Source organism: Actinomadura madurae, from assembly GCF_900115095.1.
In the GTDB taxonomy this organism is placed as follows: Bacteria; Actinomycetota; Actinomycetes; order Streptosporangiales; family Streptosporangiaceae; genus Spirillospora; species Spirillospora madurae.
Genome location: NZ_FOVH01000011.1, coordinates 335,262 through 355,476, shown reverse-complemented (window position 1 = coordinate 355,476; position 20,215 = coordinate 335,262). Strand labels below are relative to the sequence as shown.

General features: G+C 72.7%; 22 protein-coding genes. 12 read left to right on the top strand and 10 right to left on the bottom strand.

The window, feature by feature from the left end; all coding sequences use genetic code 11:
* Positions 1-6: 6 nt before the first annotated feature.
* Positions 7-1,410: an MFS transporter gene (locus BM339_RS29405; RefSeq protein WP_075022930.1), complete on the bottom strand. Its 1,404-nt coding sequence runs from the start codon at positions 1,408-1,410 to the stop codon at positions 7-9.
* Between the two features lie 84 nt (positions 1,411-1,494).
* Here BM339_RS29405 and BM339_RS29400 point away from each other — a divergent pair, with 84 nt between their 5' ends.
* From BM339_RS29400 to BM339_RS29390, 3 genes are all read left to right on the top strand, one after another.
* The gene (locus BM339_RS29400; protein ID WP_021594308.1) at positions 1,495-2,073 is read left to right on the top strand and encodes a TetR/AcrR family transcriptional regulator; all 579 of its coding nucleotides are present in this window, start codon (positions 1,495-1,497) and stop codon (positions 2,071-2,073) included.
* A gap of 79 nt (positions 2,074-2,152) precedes the next feature.
* Entirely contained in the window at positions 2,153-2,524 is a 372-nt protein-coding gene (locus BM339_RS29395) for a hypothetical protein (protein ID WP_075022929.1), read from the top strand.
* Positions 2,525-2,595: 71 nt separating this feature from the next.
* Complete coding sequence (locus BM339_RS29390) at positions 2,596-3,006, top strand: phosphoribosyl-AMP cyclohydrolase (RefSeq protein ID WP_021594306.1); 411 nt, start codon at positions 2,596-2,598, stop codon at positions 3,004-3,006.
* Positions 3,007-3,073: 67 nt separating this feature from the next.
* On the opposite strand, the gene BM339_RS29385 is transcribed toward BM339_RS29390, so the two are convergent.
* Together BM339_RS29385 and BM339_RS29380 are read right to left on the bottom strand one after the other, a co-directional pair.
* Positions 3,074-3,631 carry a dihydrofolate reductase family protein gene (locus BM339_RS29385; protein ID WP_075022928.1) on the bottom strand — a complete coding sequence of 186 codons (558 nt, stop codon included), beginning with the start codon at positions 3,629-3,631 and terminating at the stop codon, positions 3,074-3,076.
* 134 nt (positions 3,632-3,765) lie between these two features.
* Positions 3,766-4,395 (bottom strand): hypothetical protein, encoded by a 630-nt coding sequence (locus tag BM339_RS29380; protein WP_143118646.1) that lies wholly within the window; start codon positions 4,393-4,395, stop codon positions 3,766-3,768.
* A 65-nt stretch (positions 4,396-4,460) separates the two neighbouring features.
* Here BM339_RS29380 and BM339_RS51790 point away from each other — a divergent pair, with 65 nt between their 5' ends.
* Genes BM339_RS51790 through BM339_RS29365 form a run of 3 tightly spaced genes read left to right on the top strand, consistent with a single transcriptional unit; the run spans position 4,461 to position 7,164 of the window.
* Positions 4,461-5,282 carry a helix-turn-helix transcriptional regulator gene (locus tag BM339_RS51790; RefSeq protein WP_143118645.1) on the top strand — a complete coding sequence of 274 codons (822 nt, stop codon included), beginning with the start codon at positions 4,461-4,463 and terminating at the stop codon, positions 5,280-5,282.
* Between the two features lie 3 nt (positions 5,283-5,285).
* A complete protein-coding gene (locus BM339_RS29370; protein ID WP_075022926.1) occupies positions 5,286-6,128 on the top strand; it encodes a transporter substrate-binding domain-containing protein in 843 nt (280 codons plus the stop codon).
* A gap of 49 nt (positions 6,129-6,177) precedes the next feature.
* Entirely contained in the window at positions 6,178-7,164 is a 987-nt protein-coding gene (locus tag BM339_RS29365) for a DUF5996 family protein (RefSeq protein ID WP_075022925.1), read from the top strand.
* Here the strand turns inward: BM339_RS29365 and BM339_RS29360 are convergent.
* Entirely contained in the window at positions 7,161-7,877 is a 717-nt protein-coding gene (locus tag BM339_RS29360) for a hypothetical protein (protein ID WP_075022924.1), read from the bottom strand. The two genes, BM339_RS29365 and BM339_RS29360, sit on opposite strands and share 4 nt — an antisense overlap.
* On the bottom strand, positions 7,874-8,503 hold the full coding sequence (locus tag BM339_RS29355; protein ID WP_075022923.1) for an RNA polymerase sigma factor: 630 nt from the start codon (positions 8,501-8,503) through the stop codon (positions 7,874-7,876). Before BM339_RS29355 ends, BM339_RS29360 begins: the two co-directional genes overlap by 4 nt.
* Positions 8,504-8,729: 226 nt before the next feature.
* Between BM339_RS29355 and BM339_RS51785 the strand changes: the two genes are divergently transcribed.
* The 3 genes from BM339_RS51785 to BM339_RS29340 all read left to right on the top strand — a co-directional run bounded on the left by BM339_RS51785 (position 8,730) and on the right by BM339_RS29340 (position 12,163).
* Positions 8,730-9,176 carry a superantigen-like protein SSL4 gene (locus BM339_RS51785; protein ID WP_256255499.1) on the top strand — a complete coding sequence of 149 codons (447 nt, stop codon included), beginning with the start codon at positions 8,730-8,732 and terminating at the stop codon, positions 9,174-9,176.
* 2 nt (positions 9,177-9,178) lie between these two features.
* Positions 9,179-11,359 (top strand): bifunctional polysaccharide deacetylase/glycosyltransferase family 2 protein, encoded by a 2,181-nt coding sequence (locus tag BM339_RS29345; RefSeq protein WP_256255498.1) that lies wholly within the window; start codon positions 9,179-9,181, stop codon positions 11,357-11,359.
* Between the two features lie 192 nt (positions 11,360-11,551).
* Positions 11,552-12,163 carry a TenA family protein gene (locus BM339_RS29340; protein ID WP_075022921.1) on the top strand — a complete coding sequence of 204 codons (612 nt, stop codon included), beginning with the start codon at positions 11,552-11,554 and terminating at the stop codon, positions 12,161-12,163.
* Here the strand turns inward: BM339_RS29340 and BM339_RS29335 are convergent.
* Positions 12,156-13,229 carry an alkene reductase gene (locus BM339_RS29335; RefSeq protein WP_075022920.1) on the bottom strand — a complete coding sequence of 358 codons (1,074 nt, stop codon included), beginning with the start codon at positions 13,227-13,229 and terminating at the stop codon, positions 12,156-12,158. The genes BM339_RS29340 and BM339_RS29335 overlap by 8 nt on opposite strands.
* A 110-nt stretch (positions 13,230-13,339) precedes the next feature.
* Between BM339_RS29335 and BM339_RS29330 the strand changes: the two genes are divergently transcribed.
* Positions 13,340-13,786 carry a MarR family winged helix-turn-helix transcriptional regulator gene (locus tag BM339_RS29330; protein ID WP_075022919.1) on the top strand — a complete coding sequence of 149 codons (447 nt, stop codon included), beginning with the start codon at positions 13,340-13,342 and terminating at the stop codon, positions 13,784-13,786.
* Between the two features lie 318 nt (positions 13,787-14,104).
* Here the strand turns inward: BM339_RS29330 and BM339_RS29325 are convergent, their stop codons facing one another.
* From BM339_RS29325 to BM339_RS29315, 3 genes are all read right to left on the bottom strand, one after another.
* On the bottom strand, positions 14,105-16,348 hold the full coding sequence (locus BM339_RS29325; protein ID WP_075022918.1) for a heavy metal translocating P-type ATPase: 2,244 nt from the start codon (positions 16,346-16,348) through the stop codon (positions 14,105-14,107).
* Positions 16,349-16,382: 34 nt separating this feature from the next.
* A complete protein-coding gene (locus BM339_RS29320; protein ID WP_075022917.1) occupies positions 16,383-17,348 on the bottom strand; it encodes a hypothetical protein in 966 nt (321 codons plus the stop codon).
* A gap of 62 nt (positions 17,349-17,410) precedes the next feature.
* On the bottom strand, positions 17,411-17,617 hold the full coding sequence (locus tag BM339_RS29315) for a heavy-metal-associated domain-containing protein (protein WP_021595909.1): 207 nt from the start codon (positions 17,615-17,617) through the stop codon (positions 17,411-17,413).
* A gap of 196 nt (positions 17,618-17,813) precedes the next feature.
* Between BM339_RS29315 and BM339_RS29310 the strand changes: the two genes are divergently transcribed.
* Entirely contained in the window at positions 17,814-18,677 is an 864-nt protein-coding gene (locus BM339_RS29310; RefSeq protein WP_024934700.1) for an Fpg/Nei family DNA glycosylase, read from the top strand.
* 111 nt (positions 18,678-18,788) lie between these two features.
* Positions 18,789-19,622, top strand: coding sequence for a hypothetical protein (locus tag BM339_RS52355; protein WP_024934701.1), 834 nt, complete (start codon positions 18,789-18,791; stop codon positions 19,620-19,622).
* A 104-nt stretch (positions 19,623-19,726) separates the two neighbouring features.
* Here BM339_RS52355 and BM339_RS29300 read toward each other — a convergent pair whose 3' ends face one another.
* Positions 19,727-20,188 carry an SSI family serine proteinase inhibitor gene (locus BM339_RS29300; protein WP_021595912.1) on the bottom strand — a complete coding sequence of 154 codons (462 nt, stop codon included), beginning with the start codon at positions 20,186-20,188 and terminating at the stop codon, positions 19,727-19,729.
* Positions 20,189-20,215 lie beyond the last annotated feature (27 nt).

Here is a 20,215-nt window from a genome sequence, read left to right as displayed (position 1 = left end):
CTGCCGTTACGCCGCCGCCGGACGGCCGGGGGTCAGGACCGCCGCCGCGGCCGCTCCCACGGCGGCGACGACCGCGGCCAGGACGAACCCGTCGGTGAACCCGTCGAGGGTCTGTCCCGCCAGGCTCGCCGCGGCCACGCTGGAGATGACCGCCGCCCCGATGGACGCCCCGAACTCGTGGAACGTGCTGACGATCCCGGACGCGATGCCGGCCTCGTGCGGGGCCACCTGGCCGAGCGCCGTGGCCGACGCGACGACGAACATCGCCCCGGTCCCGGCGCCCGCGATCGCCGTGCCGATCACCACGCTCAGCGGGCTCATCGACACCGCCGGGACGGCCATCCCGACCGCGGCGGTGACCAGCCCGGTCACGGCGAGCCGGCGCGGTCCCGCCGTGGCGATGGCCCGGCCGGTGAGGTTGGCGCCGAACATCGTCGCGACGGCGACGGGGAGGAACAGCAGGCCGGTCCGCAGCGCACCGAACCCCTCCGCGTGCTGGAAGTAGAACGTGCCCAGGAAGAACACCGCGATCATGAGGGCGGTCGCCATCAGGATCAGGAACGTGCCGGTGGCCACCGGGCGCCGCACCAGCAGCGAGACGTCCATCATGGGTGACCGGGCGGTCTTCTGCCGGGCGACGAACGCCACGTAGCCGACCGCGGCCAGCAGCACCAGCCAGCCGATCGCGGGGCTGAGCCAGCCGTCGTCGCCGGCGCGGATGAACGCGTAGATCAGGGCGCCGGACGACGCCGTGACCAGCAGTGCGCCGAGGACGTCCGGCCGTGCCCGGGGGCCCGGCACGCTCTGCCGCGGCAGCATCCGGGCGAGCGCCGCGATGATCACCACGCCGATCGGGACGTTCACGTAGAAGACCCAGGGCCAGCCGGGGCCGGCCGTCAGGGCGCCGCCCAGCAGGACGCCGAGCGCGGCGCCGCCGCCGCCGAGCGCGGACCAGACGCCGAGCGCCTTGTTCCGCTCGTCGCCGTCGAACAGGCTCACCACCAGGGACAGCGCGGCCGGGGACAGCATCGCCGCCCCGACCCCCTGCGCGATCCGGCCGCCGAGCAGGACGCCGCCGGACCCGGCGAGCCCGGTCACCAGGGACGCCGCCGTGAAGATCAGCAGCCCGGCGAGCACGACCCGCCGCGCCCCGATCAGGTCGGCGGTCCGCCCGCCGAGCAGCATCAGCCCGCCGAACGTGAGGGTGTAGGCGCTGACCGTCCAGGTCACGGCCTGGCGGCTCAGCTCCAGGTCGGTCTCGATGTGCGGCAGCGCGATGGCCACGACGGTGACGTCGAGGATCAGCATCAGCTGGGCGATGCCGAGGAAGCCGAGGATGCGCCAGCGGAGCGGGTGGGCCGTCCCGCCCGTGCCGCCCGCGCCCTCCGGGCCGGGGATCTTGTCCGTCATCGAATCTCTCTCCTTAACTCGTACTCGACTGTACGACTTAGATGAGAGTAACACGTACTTCTGTGTACGAGTTAGGATTGGGCCATGTCTTCCGCATCACCCGGCCGGCGCCGGCGCGCAGACGCCGAGCGCAGCATCGCCCGCATCGTCTCCGCGGCCCGCGAGAGCCTCAGCAGGGACCCGAGCGCGAGCATCGACGACATCGCCAAGGCCGCCGGGGTCGGGCGGATGACGCTCTACGGCCACTTCCGCAACCGGGCCGAGCTGGTCGACGCCGCCCTGGCCGACGCGCTGCGCTCCGGCGAGGAGGTGCTGGCGGGCGTCGACCTCACCGGGAACGCGCGGGAGGCGCTGGACCGGCTGCTGGAGTCGAGCTGGTCCCTCGTGGCCGAGTCGGCCGCGCTGCTGACGGCGGCCCAGGGCACCCTTTCCGCCGGACGCATCCGCGAACTGCACGGCCGTCCCGCCGACCGCCTCGAACAGCTCATCCGCCGAGGTCAGGACGAGGGCGTGTTCCGCACCGACATGCCGATCACGTGGCTGGTCAACGTCGTCCAGTACGTCCTGCACGGTGCCGCGGAGGAGAACCGCGCCGAGCGCCTGAAGACCGAGGAGACCGCCCCCCTCATCACGGCGACCGTCCAGTCGATCCTGGCCGCCTGACCCGCGTCCCCGCCCGGCGAAGCGGCTTTACCCGCGGGGTAATCGAGTCGCGTCCGCGCCGGGTGCGAGTGTCGCAGGCATGGAACGCGCATTGGAGATGGCGGCGGGAGGCCGCGTCGTGTGGGGAGCGCTGGCGCTGGCCGCGCCCGGCCTCAACGTGAAGCTGGCCGGCGCCGGCGACCGGGACACGCCCGAGCTCAGGTACATGATCCGGATCTTCGGGAGCCGGGCGGTCGCGCTCGGCCTCGGCTACCTGATCAGCGACCCGGCGGCGCGGCGCCGCTGGCGAAGGCTCTGCCTGATGGTGGACGCCTGCGACACCGCCGCCGGGGTCGCGCATCTGATCCGCGGGGACGTGCCGCGCGGGCCCGCGGCCGGGCTGGCGGCGATCACCGGCGGCTACGCCGCCCTCGGCGCGCTGGCCCTGCGCGCGGACGGCCGGACGGCCTGAGAGAGGGCCCGGCGGGCCCGCCGGCCCGTGTCGGGTACGACGCCCACCGCGCGGCCGGGCAGGATGGCAGGGTGAACGAACTCGAAGAAGGCACCCGGCTCACCCTGGACTTCGACAAGCTGGCCGGCGTCGCGGCCACCGGGGCGCGGGTCGTCCCGGTGGTCCTGCAGGACGCCGGCAGCGGCGAGGTCCTGTTCATCGGATACGCGAACGACCAGGCCCTCAAGGCCACGCTGGAGGAGAGGATCGCCGTCCTGTGGTCGACGTCCCGCAACGAGCTGTGGCGGAAGGGCGCGACCTCGGGGGACGTCCTCGCCCTGGTCGACGTGCGCGTCAACTGCGAGCAGAACTCGCTGCTCTACCTGGTCGACCGCACCACGGGCGGCGCCTGCCACACGAACCTCCCGTCCGGGGAGGCCCGGCCGACCTGCTACTACCGCTCGGTCACCGACGAGACGACGCTCCGCCACCTGTTGCAGTAGGCCGTCGAGGCGGCCAGGACGCCGGCCTGGCCGCCGCCGGCACCGCGCCGGTCCGGCGCGCCGGTCATCAGCGCTTCGGCTTGAAGTGCAGGACGGTGATCCCGCAGTCGAACGAGCGCGAGCCGGCGAGGTCGAGCCGCTGGTAGCCGCCCGCCGGGAAGACCGGCATGCCGGACCCGACCGCGGTCGGGTTGACGAACAGGTGCAGATCGTCGATCAGCCCCCGTCCGATCAGGTCCCGGACGAGCGTGCCGCCGCCGTAGGTGATGAGGTCGCCGCCCGGCTCGGCCTTGAGCCGGTTCACGGTCTCGGTGAGGTCGCCGCCCGCGACCACGGCGTTCTTCCACGGCGACTCGGTGAGCGTGTCGGAGATGACCACCTTCGGGGTGTTGTTCATCTGGTCGATGGACTCCTGTGTCTCGCCCTCGGGCCCTGACTCCCATGCCGGGATGAAGCCCTCCGCGAGCTTGCGGCCGAGGACCATGCAGTCGACCGACGCGTGGAGCGCGTCGACATAGGCGTCGACGTCGTCGGTCCACGGCATCGTCATCCAGTCCATCTCGCCGTTCGGGCCGGCCATGTAGCCGTCCGCGCTGACCTGGACCTGAAGCTTGAACGTGCGCATTGTGAGCGTCCTCTCGGGCGGGCGGCGGGACCGTCCTGCCGCTGTCCTTCCCAGTGCCCACAGCCTCGCGGACCGCGTTTACGGAATGTTTACGGCGCCACTGCCGTCCCGGCGCCCGCCCGGCCCCCGTCCGCTCAGTCCAGCCCCAACCCGGTGATCGATGTGCCGATGACGCGCCACCTGTCGTCCTGCCTGGCCACCGTGACGGAGACCGGCTGGATGCCGGACGGGCGGACGATGACCTCCGCCGTTCCGGTGCCCCGCATCCGCACCGTCGTGCTCGCCTTCCCCAGTGCTTCCCTCCAACGCCCGGGAGTGCCGGGGCGGTTGGAGTCCGCGATGCGCTCCGCGTACTCCAGGACCACGCTGTCGCAGCCGCGCAGAGCGAAGCGCTTGGCCCGCGCGTCGGCCGACACGAGTTCGCACGCGGTCGCCGCGTCGCCCGCGACGGCGGCCTGGAGATAGATGACGGCGGTCTGCCTGGCGCCTTTCTCGCCGCCCGGCGAGCCGATGCCTTTCACCTCGTCCGGCGTCATTCCCTCTTCGTAGGTGTGCGGCGCCTCCCCACCCTGGACGTTGAGGATGACGACGGACCCGCCGCCGAACACCGTGAGAGCCGCCAGCCCGGCCAGCCCGACGCGGATATTGCGCTTCCTGACGTTGATGTCGCCGCCCGCGATCTGCGTCGACCGAACGTTTCCCCAGGCGCCCACATTGACCTGATTTCCCGCCGAGGGGCGATCATTGGGATTGCTCGGGAGCATCCGCCCTCCTTACAATAGGCGGCGTCAGATTAACTCCATGGCTGATCGTTCGATATGGCCCGAAGGTGGAACGACGGCGCCCCGAGGTGACGGCGATGCAGGACGGCCCGCTCGGCACCCGTGACCTGACGCGCCTGCTCACGGTGGTCGAGGAGTGCGGGCGGCAGCCCGATCTCGCCGCCTTCCGGGAGACCGCGGTGGACGCGCTCGCCCGCCACCTCGGCTACCGGCACGCCACCTTCTTCGCGGGCCGGACGGTCCCCGCCCTCTTCGCCGACCGGGAGCCCGTGGCGAACGGCCTGCCTGGGCACATCGTCCGCCGCTACGTCGAGGACGCGCACCGCTTCGACCCGTTCGCCCAGCGCGCCGCCGCGCCCGGCTACCGCGGCCGCCGTGTCGTGTCCCTGGACCAGCTCGATCCCCTCGGCCTTCCCGGCGGGCGCGAATACCTTGATTCCTTCCTTTTTCGGAATGGCATCCACGCGAAGATGGTCATGCTTCTCCAAGCGCCGGGAGCGGCCGCCGGAATCGGCATCCTCTCCAAAGAGTCCGGAGAATTCCGGGCGGTCGACCTGGCCCGCGTCTCCTTGTTGAGAGGCCATCTGGAGAACCTTTTCCGCCTTTACGTCCGGCAGTCGGCGCGCACGCCGGTCGAGCCTCGCCTCACCGCCCGCCAGGCGGAGGTGGCCGATCTGGTGGCGAGCGGGCTGACGAACAGGGAGATAGCCGAGGCCCTGTTCATCAGCACCGACACCGTGAAGAAGCACCTGGCGAGGGCGATGGAACTGACCGGATCCGCCAACCGCACCCAGCTGGCGCTGACCTGGAACCGGCACCGCGCCGACCCGGCCGGAGGGCCGGGGGCGGCCACGACACGGGGGGCCTGATCGTTGGCTGCGACATGGTTCGGGGGTCCGAGGACGCGGCGGCCCATCGCCGCCGCGACCGCGCTGCTCGCCGGCTGCCTGCTGCTGAGCGGATGCGGGCGGGACGAGACGGCGTCCATCCTCGGCGCGGAGGCGCTGGTGGCCGGGGTGCGGCCGGATCTGCCGGGCATCGGGTTCCGGCGTCCGGACGGGACGTTCGAGGGCCTGGACGTGGACGTCTCCCGCTACCTCGCGGAGCGGATGGGGAAGGAGGTCCGGTTCGTCCCCGCGCTGGCGCGGGACCGGGAGCGGCTCCTCCGGGACGGCGACGTCGACATGGTGCTGACGTTCTGGATCGAGCCCGAGTGGAAGCAGCGCCTCGCGTTCGCGGGCCCCTACCTCCTGTCGTACCAGGACATCCTCGTCCGGGACGGCGAGAAGAAGGTGCGCGGGGTCCGCGACCTGAAGGGGCGCAGGATCTGCGCGGTCACCGGGTCGGGCGCGGCCGAGGCCGTGACCGTGGAGCGGGAGGTGCCGGCGGTCCCGGTCACGGCGCGCTCCTACGACGAGTGCATGGTCATGCTGGGGGACGGCCGGATCGACGCGGTCACCACGAACGACACGATCCTGGCCGGGCTGAAGACGCGCCAGGGCGCCGGGTTCCGCCTGCTGAACTCCCGGTTCGGCGAGCGGCGGACGGGCATCGCGATCCGGCAGGGCGACCCGGACGGCTGCGAGGCGCTCAACCGGGCCATCACCGAGATGTACCAGGACGGGATGATGGCGAAGTTCATGCACAAGTGGTTCGGCGCGTCCGGCCTCGACCTGTCGGACGTCGAGGTCCCGCAGTTCGAAGGCTGCCTCTGACCCCCACACCGCCCCGGGCGGATCAGGTTGGGCCGCCGGGATGCCGGGCATGACCGCACACGTCCGGGTGAGGGGGGCGACGGTGGAGGGACAGGGCTGGCCGCGGCTGCGGGTCGATGACTGGCAGGAGACCCGCGACACGCTGCACATGTGGACGCAGATCGTCGGGAAGATCCGGCTGGCGCACGCGCCGCTGGTGAACCACTGGTGGCAGGTGACGCTGTACGTCAGCGCGCGCGGCCTGACCACGTCCGCGATCCCCCACGGCACGGGGGCGTTCGACATCGAGTTCGACTTCGTCGACCACCTGCTGCTCGTCCGCACGACCGAAGGCGGGGCACGGGAGATCGGGCTGGAGCCCATGCCGGTCTCGGAGTTCTACGCGCGGACGATGCGGGCCCTCGACGACCTCGGGGTCCCGACGCGCATCCAGGCGCGCCCCAACGAGGTCGACCCCGCGATCCCGTTCGCGGAGGACGACCGGCACGCCTCCTACGACGCCGCGGCGGCGCACCTGTTCTGGCGCCAGCTGCTCCAGCCCGCGCGGGTGATGGGCGAGTTCCGCTCCCGCTTCGCCGGCAAGGTCAGCCCGGTGCACTTCTTCTGGGGCGCGATGGACCTCGCCTGCACGCGCTTCTCCGGACGGGACGCCCCCGAGCATCCGGGCGGGGCCCCGAACTGCGGCGACTGGGTGATGGTCGAAGGCTATTCACGGGAGCTCAGCAGCTGCGGCTTCTGGCCCGGCGGAGGCGAGGAGGGCGCCTTCTACGCCTACGCCTACCCCGAGCCGCCGGGATTCGCCGACCGTCCGGTTGGGCCGTCCGGCGCCTTCTACAGCCGGGAGAACGGCCAGTTCCTGCTGCCGTACGAGGCGGTGCGGAAGGCTCCCGATCCCGATCGCGCCCTGCTGGAGTTCCTCCAGGACACCTACGAGGCGGCGGCCGACCTCGGCCACTGGGACCGCTCCGCCCTGGAGGTCGACCCGGCCCGCTGGTCCCACAAGGCCCGCCGGACCGTCCGCGAGGCCCGGGGCTAGTCCTGGCCGTTGCCTGCCCCGGAGGAGCCGCCGTCGTCGGCGCCATCGAGGTCCACGGTGCCGTTCCCGGAGCCGCTCTGGGTCTTCTGCGGACTCAGCCCGTTGCCGCCGCCGGCGCCGTTCCCGTTGCCGCTGCCGTTCCCCGAGTTGGCGCCGGGCGACGAGCCGTTGTTGTTCCCCGGACCCTTCGGAGGAGTGACCGGCGTCCTCGGCTTCGCGGTCTTCTTCTGCTGGCCCGGCGCGTTCGCCCTGCCGTGCGACTTCCTGGCGCCGGGCGTGCCCCCCGCTCCGGGCTCCCCGGGCGCCGGCGACGTCCCGGGAGGCCGCGAGCCGTGCGTCGCGGGGGTGCTGTCGCCGCCGCGGCCCTTGTGCTCGCTGCGGGTCGGGGACGGGGAGGGCGCCGGTTCCTGGCCGGGGAAGTTGCCCGTCGCGTACGCCACGCCGCCCGACAGCAGCAGGATCAGGCCGCCCACCGCCGCGATGATCTTGGCGGTCAGAAAGCGGCGCAGGTCCGCCGCCCGGTGCCGGCGGGCGGGACGCGGGGCGGCCAGGAACGCGGCGACGGCGGCGTCCTCGCCGCCGAGCTCCTCCGGGCGGCCGGGCGCCGCGGCGGCGGAGAGCAGCGCACGCAGCGCGGCAGGGCCGTCGCCGCCGTCGAGCAGGCGCTCGGCGGTGCGGTCGTCCGGCCTTCCGGGCTCGGTGTGGTCGCTCATGTCACCCCTTCAGCGCCGGTACCGCCGCTTTTGTCACCTCGGACGAGCGGCCGGGCCTGTGCCGGGTCGTCGGCGGCCTGGGGACGGGGGGACGACAGCCGTTCGGCGAGGCGCCGCAGGCCGCGGTAGGCGGCGGTGCGGACGGCGCCCGGACGCTTGCCGAGGACCGAGCCCGCCGACTTGGCGTCCAGGCCCACGACGACGCGCAGCAGCACCGCCTCGGCCTGGTCGCGGGGGAGTTCGGCGATCAGCGCCAGGGCCCGCTCGGTGGCGATGCCGTCCAGCGCGTCCAGCTCGGTGTCGGCGCTGGCGGCCATCGTCACCAGCTCCTCGGCCGGCAGGTCGGAGTCGGGGCGCCGCGACCGGCGGCGCAGATGGTCCAGGGCGCGGTGCCGGGTGATCGTCGCGGTCCAGCCCCGGAAGCCGTCGAGGTCGCCGCGGAACGAGCGGAGGTCCCGGGCGATCTGCAGCCAGGCCTCCGACGTCACGTCCTCGGCGTCCGCGCCGACGAGCGCGCCGGCGAACCGGATCAGGCGGGGCTGGACGTCGCGGTAGAGCATGCGGAAGGACGCCTCGTCGCCGTCCTGCGCCGCACGCAGCGCCCGGCTCAGCTCGTCCTCGTCCACCGCGCCATTGTGCAGGCATTTCCCCGGTGGTGTGACACGTACTCGGGGGTACGCGCTGAAGCAGTGAACGCCCTTGCCGCCGGGCGTTCCCCCCCCGCACCCGATTGATGGACGAAGGATGATCGGCAACGTGCCGCAAGATCGGGACAAGCTACTTGTCACCGGCATTTCGCCGGTGACCGGGCCGCCGACGACGCCGACGACGCCCCTGCCGGCGGCGACGCCGATGCCTTCGACGACACCGATGCCCGCGGCGACGCCGGACCGGGAGCCGGACGCGGAGACGGCGCCCGTCTTCGCCGACGCGTCCGGATGGCGGGCGCGGTTCGGGCGCAGGATCGGGCTGCTCGCCGGCGCCCTCCTCATCGTGTTCCTGGGCTCGCTCGGCCTCGGCATGACCACGGGCGCCGATGTGCCGCTGACGCCGTGGAGCCGCGCGTCCCCCGAGCCGCGCGTGAAGCTGAGCCGCCCGAGCGTCCCGCCGAAGCACACGACGAGCAAGGCGCCCGCGGCGGCGCGGCCCCGGCCCACCGCGCAGGCCGGGAGGCCCGCTCTGTCCGCGGCGCCGGAGCCGTCCTCCACCCCGGGCCCGACGGCCGCCGCCACCACGGACCGTCCCGGGAAGTCGCAGGCCAGCCCGCCCGCGTGGGGCCGCCAGAAGAAGAACCGCTGACCGTGCGGCGGCGTGAGCCACGGGGGCACTGGGCTCTGCTCCTGCTCGGCGGGCTGGCGCTGACCGTGCTCCTCCTGCTGGACGGCTTCGCGCACGGCGCCGTCGGCGAGGCGCCGCGGGACGTGCCGCGGCGGCCCGTGCCGGCGCCGTCCCAGATCGCCTCGGGCGGCCCGGTCGTCAACCTCGCGGGAGGAACCCCGCAGAGCCGCCGGATGCCCGCGAAGACGATCGCGCTGACGTTCGACGACGGCCCCGACCCGAAGTGGACGCCGCGGCTCCTGGACGTCCTGCGCCGCCGCGGCGCCCGCGCCACGTTCTTCACCGTCGGCGCCCGCGTGGCCGAGAACCCGTCGCTGACCAGGCGCATCCTCCGCGAGGGCCACGAGATCGGGTCGCACACCTACACGCACGTCGACCTCGCCGCCGCGCCCGCGTGGCGCGGGCGCCTGGAGATGGACCTCACGCAGCGGGCGCTGGCGGGCGCGGCGGGCGTCCACACGCGGCTGATGCGGATGCCGTACTCGTCCCGTCCGGACGGCCTGACCGCGCCCGAGTGGCGCGCGGCCGAGCGGGCCGGCCGGGACGGGTACGTCGTGGTCCTCGCCGACCGCGACACCGAGGACTGGGCCGAGCCGGGCACCGCGACGATCGTCCGGCGGGCGCTGGCGGCGGAGCGGCAGGGCGAGGGCGCGGTCGTGATGCTGCACGACTCCGGCGGCGACCGGTCCGAGACCGTCGCGGCCGTGGAGCGGATCCTCGACTTGCTCCAGCCGCTGGGCTACCGGTTCACCACGCTCACGCGGGCGCTCGGCATCCCCGCGGCCGAGGTGCCGGTGCCCGCGCACGAGAGGGCCGTCGGCTGGACGCTCGTCGCGGCCCAGCGCGCCGCGTCCGCCCTCACCGGGACGATGGGCGTGCTGTTCGCGGTGGCCGGGATCCTGTACGTGCTCAGGCTCCTGACGCTGCTGGTGTTCGCGCACGTCCACATGCGGCGGGTCCGGATGCCGCGGTACCGCCCGCGGCGGGCCGCCGGGCCGGGGCGGGCGCCGCCGGGGGAGCTGCCGCCCGACCCGTTCCCGCCCGTGTCCGTGGTCGTCCCCGCCTACAACGAGGAGGCGGGGATCGCGGCGACCGTCGCCTCGCTCCTCGACACCGACTACCCGGGCACCGTCGAGGTGATCGTGGTGGACGACGGGTCCACCGACGGCACGGCCGCGATCGTCGACTCCCTCGGCCTGCCCGGCGTGTACCTGATCCGCAAGCCGAACGGCGGCAAGCCGAGCGCGCTCAACGCGGGCATGGAGGTGGCCCGGTCGGAGATCTTCGTGCTGGTGGACGGCGACACCGTCTTCCAGCGCGACACGATCCGGCACCTCGTCGCGCCGTTCGCGGACCCGGACGTGGCGGCGGTCAGCGGGAACACCAAGGTCGCGAACCGCGGCGGCATCCTCGGACGCTGGCAGCACATCGAGTACGTCATCGGCTTCAACCTCGACCGGCGGATGTTCGACGTCCTGCGGTGCATGCCGACCGTGCCGGGCGCGATCGGCGCGTTCCGGCGGTCGGTGATGGCGCGGGTGGGAGGCGTCCCGGGCGACACCCTCGCCGAGGACACCGACCTCACCATGGCGATCTGCCGCACCGGGATGCGCGTCGTCTACGAGGAGAAGGCCATCGCCTGGACGGAGACGCCGTCCTCCCTGCGGCAGCTGTGGAGGCAGCGGTACCGCTGGTGCTACGGGACGATGCAGGCGATGTGGAAGCACCGCCGCTCCGTCGTCGAGCGCGGCGGGTCCGGGCGTTTCGGGCGCCGCTGCCTGCCCTACCTAACGGTGTTCCAGGTCCTGCTGCCGCTGTTCGCGCCGGCCGTCGATCTGTTCGCGCTGTTCGGGCTGGTCTTCCTGGACCCGGCCGCGCCCGTCGTCACCTGGGCGGTGTTCGTGGCCGCGCAGGCCGCCGCGGGCGCCTACGCGCTCTGGCTGGACGGCGAGCCCGTCCGCCCGCTGTGGGCGCTGCCGCTCCAGCAGTTCGTCTACCGGCAGCTGATGTACCTGGTCGTCGTCCAGTCCCTGGTCACGGCCCTGCTGGGGGCGGGGCTGGGCTGGCACACCATCAGGCGGACGGGGACCTTCACCGATTTCAGAGGCCGGGAACAATCCCCGGGGCCCATCGGTTACACATGACAGCCGGTGTGCCTGGTGTCCCCGGGCCTCACCTTTCGCCTTCACGGAATACCGTCCGGCTGGAGCCGTGTTGTGCCTTTCGCCGAGAGGCGACCCACACACCGGTGCAAGCCCTGTCCGTTAGGGCAGATCAGGCCCCGCCGGGTCGTCCGACCCGGCGGGGCCCGATCGTTCGCGGGCAGACTTGGCGGCATGAGTCTCGCCGCACGCCTGGAGCACCTCGGCCGCCCTCTGGTCGACGAACAGCTCGAGCACCCCACTGTCCAGGGCATCGCCCAAGGAAATCTGGACGAAGCCGTATTCCGCTCCTGGCTGGAGCAGGACTACCTCTTCCTGCACGACTACGTGCGCGTGTTCTCGCGCCTTGCGTGGCAGGCACCCGACCCCCATCTCGGTGATCTCGTCGATCTCGCCCATGCGACGTTCCACGACGAGCTTGAGCTGCACCGGTCCCTCTCCGCGAGCTTCGCCGCGGACCTGGACGGCGCCAAGAAGGGCCCGGCCTGCGCGGCCTACACGTCCTTCCTCCTGGACAGCGCCGCCGTGTACGCCGATGGCCTCGCGGCCCTGTACCCCTGCATGTGGGGTTACTCGACCCTCGGACGGCTGCTCGCGGATAACCCGCCGTCCGAGCCGCGCTACCGCCGCTGGGTCGACACCTACGCCGACCCGGGGTTCGCGGAGCTGACGTCCCGCATCGCCCAGATGATCGACGAGTCCGGCGCCGAGCAGGCGGTGGCGGAGCGCCTGTTCCTGGAAGGCATGCGCCACGAGATCGCTTTCTGGGACGTGCCCCTCACGTGAGCGCCGGGTAGTCCACGTACCCCTCCGCGCCGCCGCCGTAGACGAGCTCGGGCACGTGCGGGTCGAGCGGGGCGCCCGACGCGAACCGCGCGGGCAGGTCGGGGTTGGAGATGAACAGGCGGCCGAAGGAGAACACGTCGGCCAGCCCCGCCTCGACCACCGACTCGCCGGCCGCCCGCGTCGTCGGCTCGTCGCCGTTGAAGTTGCCGATCAGCGTGCCCGACCAGCGCGGGCGCAGGTCGGCGAGGGCGCCGTACGCGCCGCGCTCGATGATGTGCAGGTAGGCCAGGCCGAGCGGGTCCACGGCGTCGACGAGCGCCCGGTAGGTGCCCTTCGGGTCCTCTTCGGCGATCTCGTTCTCCGGGTTGTCGGGGGAGATGCGCAGGCCGACGCGCTCCGGGCCGACCGCGTCCGCCACGGCCCGCACGACGTCGAGCGCGAAGCGGATCCGGCCGTCGCGGGAGCCGCCGAACCGGTCGGTGCGCCGGTTGGTGTTCTCGGCGAGGAACTGCTGGACGAGGTAGCCGTTCGCGCCGTGCACCTCGACCCCGTCGAACCCGGCCCGGATCGCGTTGCGCGCCTCGGCGGCGAAGTGGCCGACGGCCGCCTCGACCTCGGCGGTCGTCATCGCGCGGGGCGTGACGTGCTCGACGGAGCCCGCGTTCGTGTGGATCCGCTGCGACTCGATCCGGACGGCCGAGGGGGCGACCGGCGTCGCGCCGCCCGGCAGGTTCAGCGGGTGCGTCATCCGGCCCACGTGCCAGAGCTGAGCGAAGATCGTCCCGCCCGCCGCGTGCACGGCGCCGGTGACCTCGCGCCATCCGGCGACCTGCTCGTCCGTCACCAGCCCGGGGATGCCGGGGCCGCCCTTGCCGAGCTCGTGCGGCCAGATCCCCTCGGTGACGATCAGGCCCGCCGCCGCCCGCTGCGCGTAGTACTCCCCGGTCAGCGGGTGCGGGACGGCGGTCACGTCGTCCGCCCTCCCCCGCGTCATCGGCGCCATCGCGATCCGGTTGCGCAGCCTGAGATGCGGGCCCTCGTACGGGGTGAGCAGCGGGCCGGTCATCGGGGTCCCCTCTCGCCGGGCGGGTCATGTGCATGTACCTGCATGAGTTGTATGTACATGCAGATATTGGCATTGCATGTATGCTGGCGTCAACAGGAAGCGGGTGCGAGATGAGCCTTGCCGAGAAGACCGCCGGGACCACGGGCACCGCCGACGGCCCCCTCTGGGACGGCATCGTCACCCTGCACGGGCGCGTCGAGGCCCGCCTCGCCAAGGCGCTGCAGCGCCGCCACGGGATCGGCCTGTCGGAGTACCGGGCGCTCTGCCGCCTCTCCCGCGCCGAGGACCACGAGCTGCGGATGCAGGAGCTCGCCGACCTCATCGGCCTCAACCAGAGCTCGGTCAGCCGGCTCGTCGCCCGCCTGGAGGCCGCGGGCCTCACCCGCCGCGCCATGTGCCCCAAGGACCGCCGCGGCGTCTACAGCGTCATCACCGACGAGGGCCTGGCCGTCCTGGACAAGGCCAGCCCCACCTACGTCGAGACCCTCACCGAGGCCTTGGACACGGCAGCCAAAGACCCCACCCTCGCCCCCCTGATCGCCACCCTCCGCCCCTGATCGCCACCCTGCCCCCTTGATCGCGGCCTTGCGCTCTTGATCGCGGCCTTGCGCTCTTGATCGCGGCCTTGCGCTCTTGATCGCGGCCTTGCGCTCCTGATCGCCACCCTGTGCCTCTGATCGCCACCCTGTGCCCCCTATCGCGAGCTTGCGTCGCTGAGCTCTCCTGGCCCGCGGACCTTAGTCCGCACGTCGGCCGCGCTATAGGGGCTGCTCGCGTAGTGAGCCTCTGGGGACCCCGGAGGGAGGCGGCCATCGCACGCAGTGCCTGTGACGCCGGGCCGTCAAGGCCCGGCGTCACAGGCACTGCGATCGGACTCAGAGCGGCTTGAAGCTCCGGAGGCGGAGGCTGTTGGTGACGACGAAGACCGAGGAGAACGCCATGGCGCCACCCGCGATCATCGGGACCAGCAACCCGGACGCCGCCAGCGGGATGGCCGCCACGTTGTAGGCGAACGCCCAGAACAGGTTGCCCTTGATCGTGCCGAGCGTGCGGCGGGACAGCCGGATCGCGTCGGCCGCGGCGCGCAGGTCGCCGCGCACCAGGGTCAGGTCGGACGCCTCGATCGCCACGTCCGTCCCGGTGCCCATCGCGAGGCCGAGGTCGGCCTGGGCGAGCGCGGCGGCGTCGTTGACCCCGTCCCCGACCATCGCCACGGTCCGCCCCTCGGACTGGAGGCGCTTGACCACGTCCACCTTGTCCTGCGGCAGGACCTCGGCGATGACCTCCTCGATGCCGACCGCGTCCGCGACCGTGCGGGCCACCGTCTCGTTGTCGCCGGTCAGCAGGACCGGACGCAGCCCTAGCGCCGTCAGCCGCTCGACCGCCTCCCGCGAGGTCGGCTTGACCTGGTCCGCGACGGTGACGACCGCGCGGGCCTCGCCGTCCCAGCCCACCGCGACGGCGGTGTGGCCGAGCGCCTGGGCCTTCTCCATGGCGCGTTCGAGGTCGGCGGTGAGGTGCTGCGACCACTCGGCGAGCAGCTGCGGGCGTCCCGCGAGGACGCCGTGCCCGTCCACCACGCCCTGGACGCCGAGGCCCTCCACGTTGGCGAAGTCCTCGACCGTGCCGAGTTCCCCGACCCGCTCCAGGGCACCCTTGGCGATCGCCTGGGCGATCGGGTGCTCGGACGCGTTCTCCAGCGCCCCCGCCAGCCGCAGGACCTCGTCCTCCGACACGCCGTCGGCGGTGACGACGTCGACCAGGGCCATCCGGCCGGTGGTGACGGTGCCGGTCTTGTCCAGCACGATCGTGTCGACGCGGCGGGTGGACTCCAGTACCTCGGGGCCCTTGATCAGGATGCCGAGCTGCGCGCCGCGTCCCGTCCCGACCATGAGCGCGGTCGGGGTGGCCAGGCCGAGGGCGCACGGGCAGGCGATGATCAGCACCGCGACCGCGGCGGTGAACGCGCCGGCCAGCGGCTCGCCGGTGCCGATCCAGAAGCCGAGCGTGCCGATCGCCAGCGCGATCACGATCGGGACGAAGACGCCGGAGATCCGGTCGGCGAGCCGCTGCGCCTGCGCCTTGCCGTTCTGCGCCTCCTCCACCAGCCGCGCCATCTGCGCGAGCTGGGTGTCGGCGCCGATCCGGGTGGCGCGCACCAGCAGCCGCCCGCCGGCGTTCACGGTCGCGCCGGCCACCGTGTCGCCGGGCCCGACCTCGACCGGGACCGACTCGCCGGTCAGCATGGACGCGTCCACCGCGGACGAGCCCTCCTCGACCGTCCCGTCCGTGGCGATCTTCTCGCCGGGACGGACGACGAACAGGTCGCCCTCCGCGAGCCGGCCGATGGGGACGCGCTCCTCGCGCCCGTCCCGGATGACCGAGACCTCCTTGGCGCCGAGCTCCAGCAGGGCCCGCAGCGCGGCGCCGGCGCGGCGCTTGGACCGCGTCTCGAAGTACCGGCCGGCCAGGATGAACATGATCACACCGGACGCGGCCTCCAGGTAGATGTTCATCGACCCGTCCGAGCGGGTCATCGAGAACTCGAACCCGTGCTTGATGCCCAGCTCGCCGGCGGTGCCGAGGAACAGCGCCCACAGCGACCAGGCGAACGCGGCGAGCGTGCCCAGCGAGATCAGGGTGTCCATGGTGGTCGCGCCGTGCCGCAGGTTGACCGCCGCGGCCTTGTGGAACGGCCAGCCCGCGTACACCACGACCGGGGAGGCCAGCGTCAGCGAGAGCCACTGCCACCCCTCGAACTGGATGGCCGGGATCATCGCCATCGCGATGACGGGGACCGACAGGACGACCGCGGTGATGAGCCGCTGCCGGACCGGGCGCAGGGCGTCGTCCGGCTCGGGCGCGGCGTCCTGCGCGCCCTCCTCCACCGGCGGGGCCGGCAGCGCGGCCGTGTAGCCCGCCTTCTCGACCGTCGTGATCAGGTCCTCCGGAGATACCTCCGGGGGGAACTCGACGCGGGCCTTCTCGGTGGCGTAGTTGACGGTCGCGGTGACGCCGTCCATCTTGTTGAGCTTCCGCTCGATGCGGTTGGCGCACGAGGCGCACGTCATACCGCCGATCGTCAGCTCGATAGGCGCGGACTTCGCTTCCGTGCTCATCGTGTCCTCCTTCGCATCGATCGTGCGGTACGCGTCAGTGGGTGTGGGGGCGGTCGTCGTGGCCGGGTTCGGCCTCCTGCGCGGGGACCTGGGCGTCCCCGGCGTGCACCGTGAACTCGGCGGTGCGGACCTTGCCGCCGTGCTTGAAGTCCAGGTAGAGCCGGTAGGCGCCGGAACTGGGCGCCTCGGCGGAGAACGTGATGCCGGGGCCGGGCTCGGTGACACCGTCGCCGGGCTCGCCGTCCGGGTGGACGTGCAGGTAGGCGAGGTCGCCCTGCCGCAGGGCGACGAGGTGCCCGTACGCCTCCAGGTACGGCTGCAGGTCGGTGACCGGCCTGCCGTCCTTGCTCACGGTGAGGGTCAGCTCGGTGGACTTGCCCGGGGTGAGACCGCCGGTGAGCTTCACCTCGTAGCCGTCCACCGTCGCCACCTGCTCGGGCTTGGGCAGCGGGGCGGGCTTCTGGTCGCCCGGGGCGAAGACGTCGGTCCCCAGCGTGAGCTGCCGGGTCGCGCCGGTCGGCTGGATGTCGGTGAAGAACCGGTACACGCCCGCCTTCGGCAGCTTGATCTGGACGGACCAGACGCCGCCGCCGAGCTGGGTCGGGTGCAGGTGCTGGAAGCCCGCCAGGTCGCGCCGCGCGACGATCAGGTGCAGCAGCTTGCCGTGCAGGGGCTTGAACGCGGTGACGGGCTTTCCGTCCGGGCCGGTGATGGTGAACCGGAAGTCGGTCTTCTCGCCCGGGGTGACGGTCGTCCGCTGGGGGGTCAGCGTGTAGCCGTCCTCCGACACCTGGAGGCCGCCGGGGGCGTGGGCCGCCGCGGCGGTGTGCCCGCCGCTGTGCCCGCCCTCGCCGCCGGCGTGGCCGCCGCCGTTCTCGTGGGAGGCCATCTTCTCGGCGGGCTCGCCGACGGGGCCGGTGATCTTACCGATGCCCGCGGCGCCGCCGAAGACGACCGCCAGTCCTACGGCGTAGGCCCCGATCCTGGTCGCGCTGTTCATGCCGATTCACTCCGCTCGTCGGTCGGGCGAGGCACCCCGCCCGGAGGCGGGGCGCGCTTCGCTCACGAGGTCAGCTGGTATCCGGCCTCCTCGACGGCGGCCTGGACGCGGGCGTCGTCGAGGGGCGTCTGGCTGGTGACGGTGACCTTGCCGCTCGGCAGGTCGACGTCCACACCGGTCACGCCGGTGATCTGCTCGACCTCCTCGGTCACCGAGCTCACGCAGTGGCCGCAGGTCATCCCGCTGACGGTGTAGGTGGTGGTGCTCATCGCGTCTCCTTCTCAATTACCCCTGGGGGGTATCTCCTGCGCCTCAGACTGCCATAACCGAACGCCCCTGACAACCCCTGGGGGGTATCCATCTGTTCCGAGATCCCGGTCACAGCCGCCCCCAGAGTTATCCACAGACGTCCACAGGGCTGTGGACGACGTTCCGGCACCCCGGCCCGTCGCGGATACTGAAGCCATGCCTGAGCTACCTGAGGTGGAGGCGCTGGCGGGGTTCCTGCGGGAGCGCGTGGTCGGCCATGTCGTCGCCCGCGTCGATGTTCTCGCCATCTCCGCGCTGAAGACCTACGACCCGCCGGTGACCGCGCTCGGCGGGCTGGCCGTCACCGGCGCGTCCCGGCACGGCAAGTTCCTCGACCTGGACGTCGACGGGCTGCACCTGGTGATCCACCTCGCCCGCGCGGGCTGGCTGCGCTGGCGGGACGAGATACCGGCCAGGCCCGTCCGGCCCGGCGGCAAGAACCCGCTCGCGCTGCGCGTCCACCTGGACGACGGCTCGGGCTTCGACCTGACCGAGGCCGGGACGAAGAAGGGGCTCGCCGTCTACGTCGTCCGCGACCCCGACGACGTGCCCGGCGTGGCCTCGCTCGGCCCCGACCCGCTGGACGACGCGTTCACCGTCGAGGCGCTCGCCGGGATCGTCGGAGGGAAGCGCAACCAGATCAAGGGCCTGCTGCGCGACCAGAAGGTGATCGCCGGCATCGGCAACGCCTACTCCGACGAGGTCCTGCACGTGGCGAAGATGTCGCCGTTCAAGATGGCGTCGTCGCTCACCGGGGAGGACGTCGCCGTCCTGCACGAGGCGATCGTCACCACGCTGCGGGACGCGGTCGAGCGCTCGCGCGGCCTGGAGGCGCAGGACCTCAAGGGCGAGAAGAAGACCGGCCTGCGGGTGCACGGGAAGGCCGGCCAGAAATGCCCGGTCTGCGGCGACACGATCCGCGAGGTGTCGTTCGCCGACTCGGCGCTCCAGTACTGCCCCACCTGCCAGACGGGCGGCAAGCCGCTCGCCGACCGCCGCATGTCCCGCCTGCTCAAGTAGCCCGCCCGCCGGCCCGCCCCGGCATTCCGCGCGAAGGCCCCATGCCGGGAGAGAACGGCGGCGTATCGTGGCGCGAGACGATCACGCCTCTCGCCGTCCCAGGAGCCGCCCATGGGCTACCCGCCCCACCCCGCGCAGCCGGGCCCGGGTGGGCCGTACGCCCCTGGCCACCCGTCCCCTCCCGCCGCCCCCGCGCACCCCTACGCGCCCAGCGCGCCGCCGCCCGCGTACGGGTATCCGCCCGGCGGCCACCCCCAGCAGGGCGGATACCCCCACCAGGGCGGCTACCCGGCACCGCAGGCGCCGCCCGCGCATCCCGGGCCGCCGATGCCCCCGCAGCAGCCCGCCGACCTGTACGGCTCGCCCATCCTCGTCTACGACCAGCCGGCGCAGTTCTTCTCGACCGAGGCGAACTACACGATCTGGAGCCCGCAGGGGCAGCCCGCCGCCTACGTCCGCGAAGAGGGCGTGAGCGGCGCCAAGAAGGCGCTGCGCGTGATGAGCCAGGGCAACCAGAACAAGGCCGAGCGGAAGCTGTCGGTCTTCCGTGCGGACGGCATGCCGTACTTCGCCTTCTACAAGCCGTACGGGTTCATGGGGACGCCCATGATGCAGGTGCTCACGCCGCACGGCGGCCTCTTCGGGCACCTGCGCAAGCGGGCGATGCGCGGGTGGGAGATCCTCGACCCGCACGAGCGGCAGATCGGGTACTACGAGCTGCTCAGCGGCCGGATCACCGACTGGCAGCAGCGGGAGCTGGCCCGCATCCAGCGCGGTTTCGCGGGCATGGGCGAGTACCTGTCGCAGGTGTTCACGGGAGCGGACCGGTACGTCCTGCGCATGCACGTCCAGCTCCAGGAGCCGATGCGGACGCTCGTGCTGGCGTGCCCGCTCGCGTTCGACACGGCCGTCTCCCAGAACCGCAGCATCGGCGGCCTGTTCTAGAACGACCGGTTCGAGAACGGATCAGGGCCCGGCCGGACGGCCGGACCCTGATCGTTCGTGAACGAGACCGGAACGGGGATGGCTCGTTCGGCGGATGTGTGGTGTCAGCGCACCTTCGGCACGCTGCCGAAGAGCGGGCCGACCTCGGTCCAGCGGTGCAGCTGGCAGCCGTCGGCGCGGGTGAACTGGGTGTCGATCTCCTTCCCCTGCCAGGTGCCCTTGACCGTGGCGATCTCCGGACCGCCGTAGATCTTGGTGCACATCTGGTTCTCGGGGACGGGCTTGAAGGGTTCCTTGACCTTGGTGAGGGCCGCGCAGGCGTCGGCGGCCTTGGGATGGGTGCCACCCGGTGGGTCGCAGGTCAGCTTCCAGGTCTTGGCGGGTGCCTCCTTCGAGGCCTTGACCTCCACGGTGAGTGTGTCCGCCGGCGTGCCGGACGGCTGCACGGACGTCGTGCCCGAAGGCTTGTCGGCGGGGTTTCCGTTGGCCTGTTCGTCGCCGCAGGCGGCCAGAGACAGGAGCGTGGCCAGCCCGGGCGCCGCGAAAAGGAGCGTCCGATACCGCATGCGTGATTCGACGCAGGGGGGCTTCGC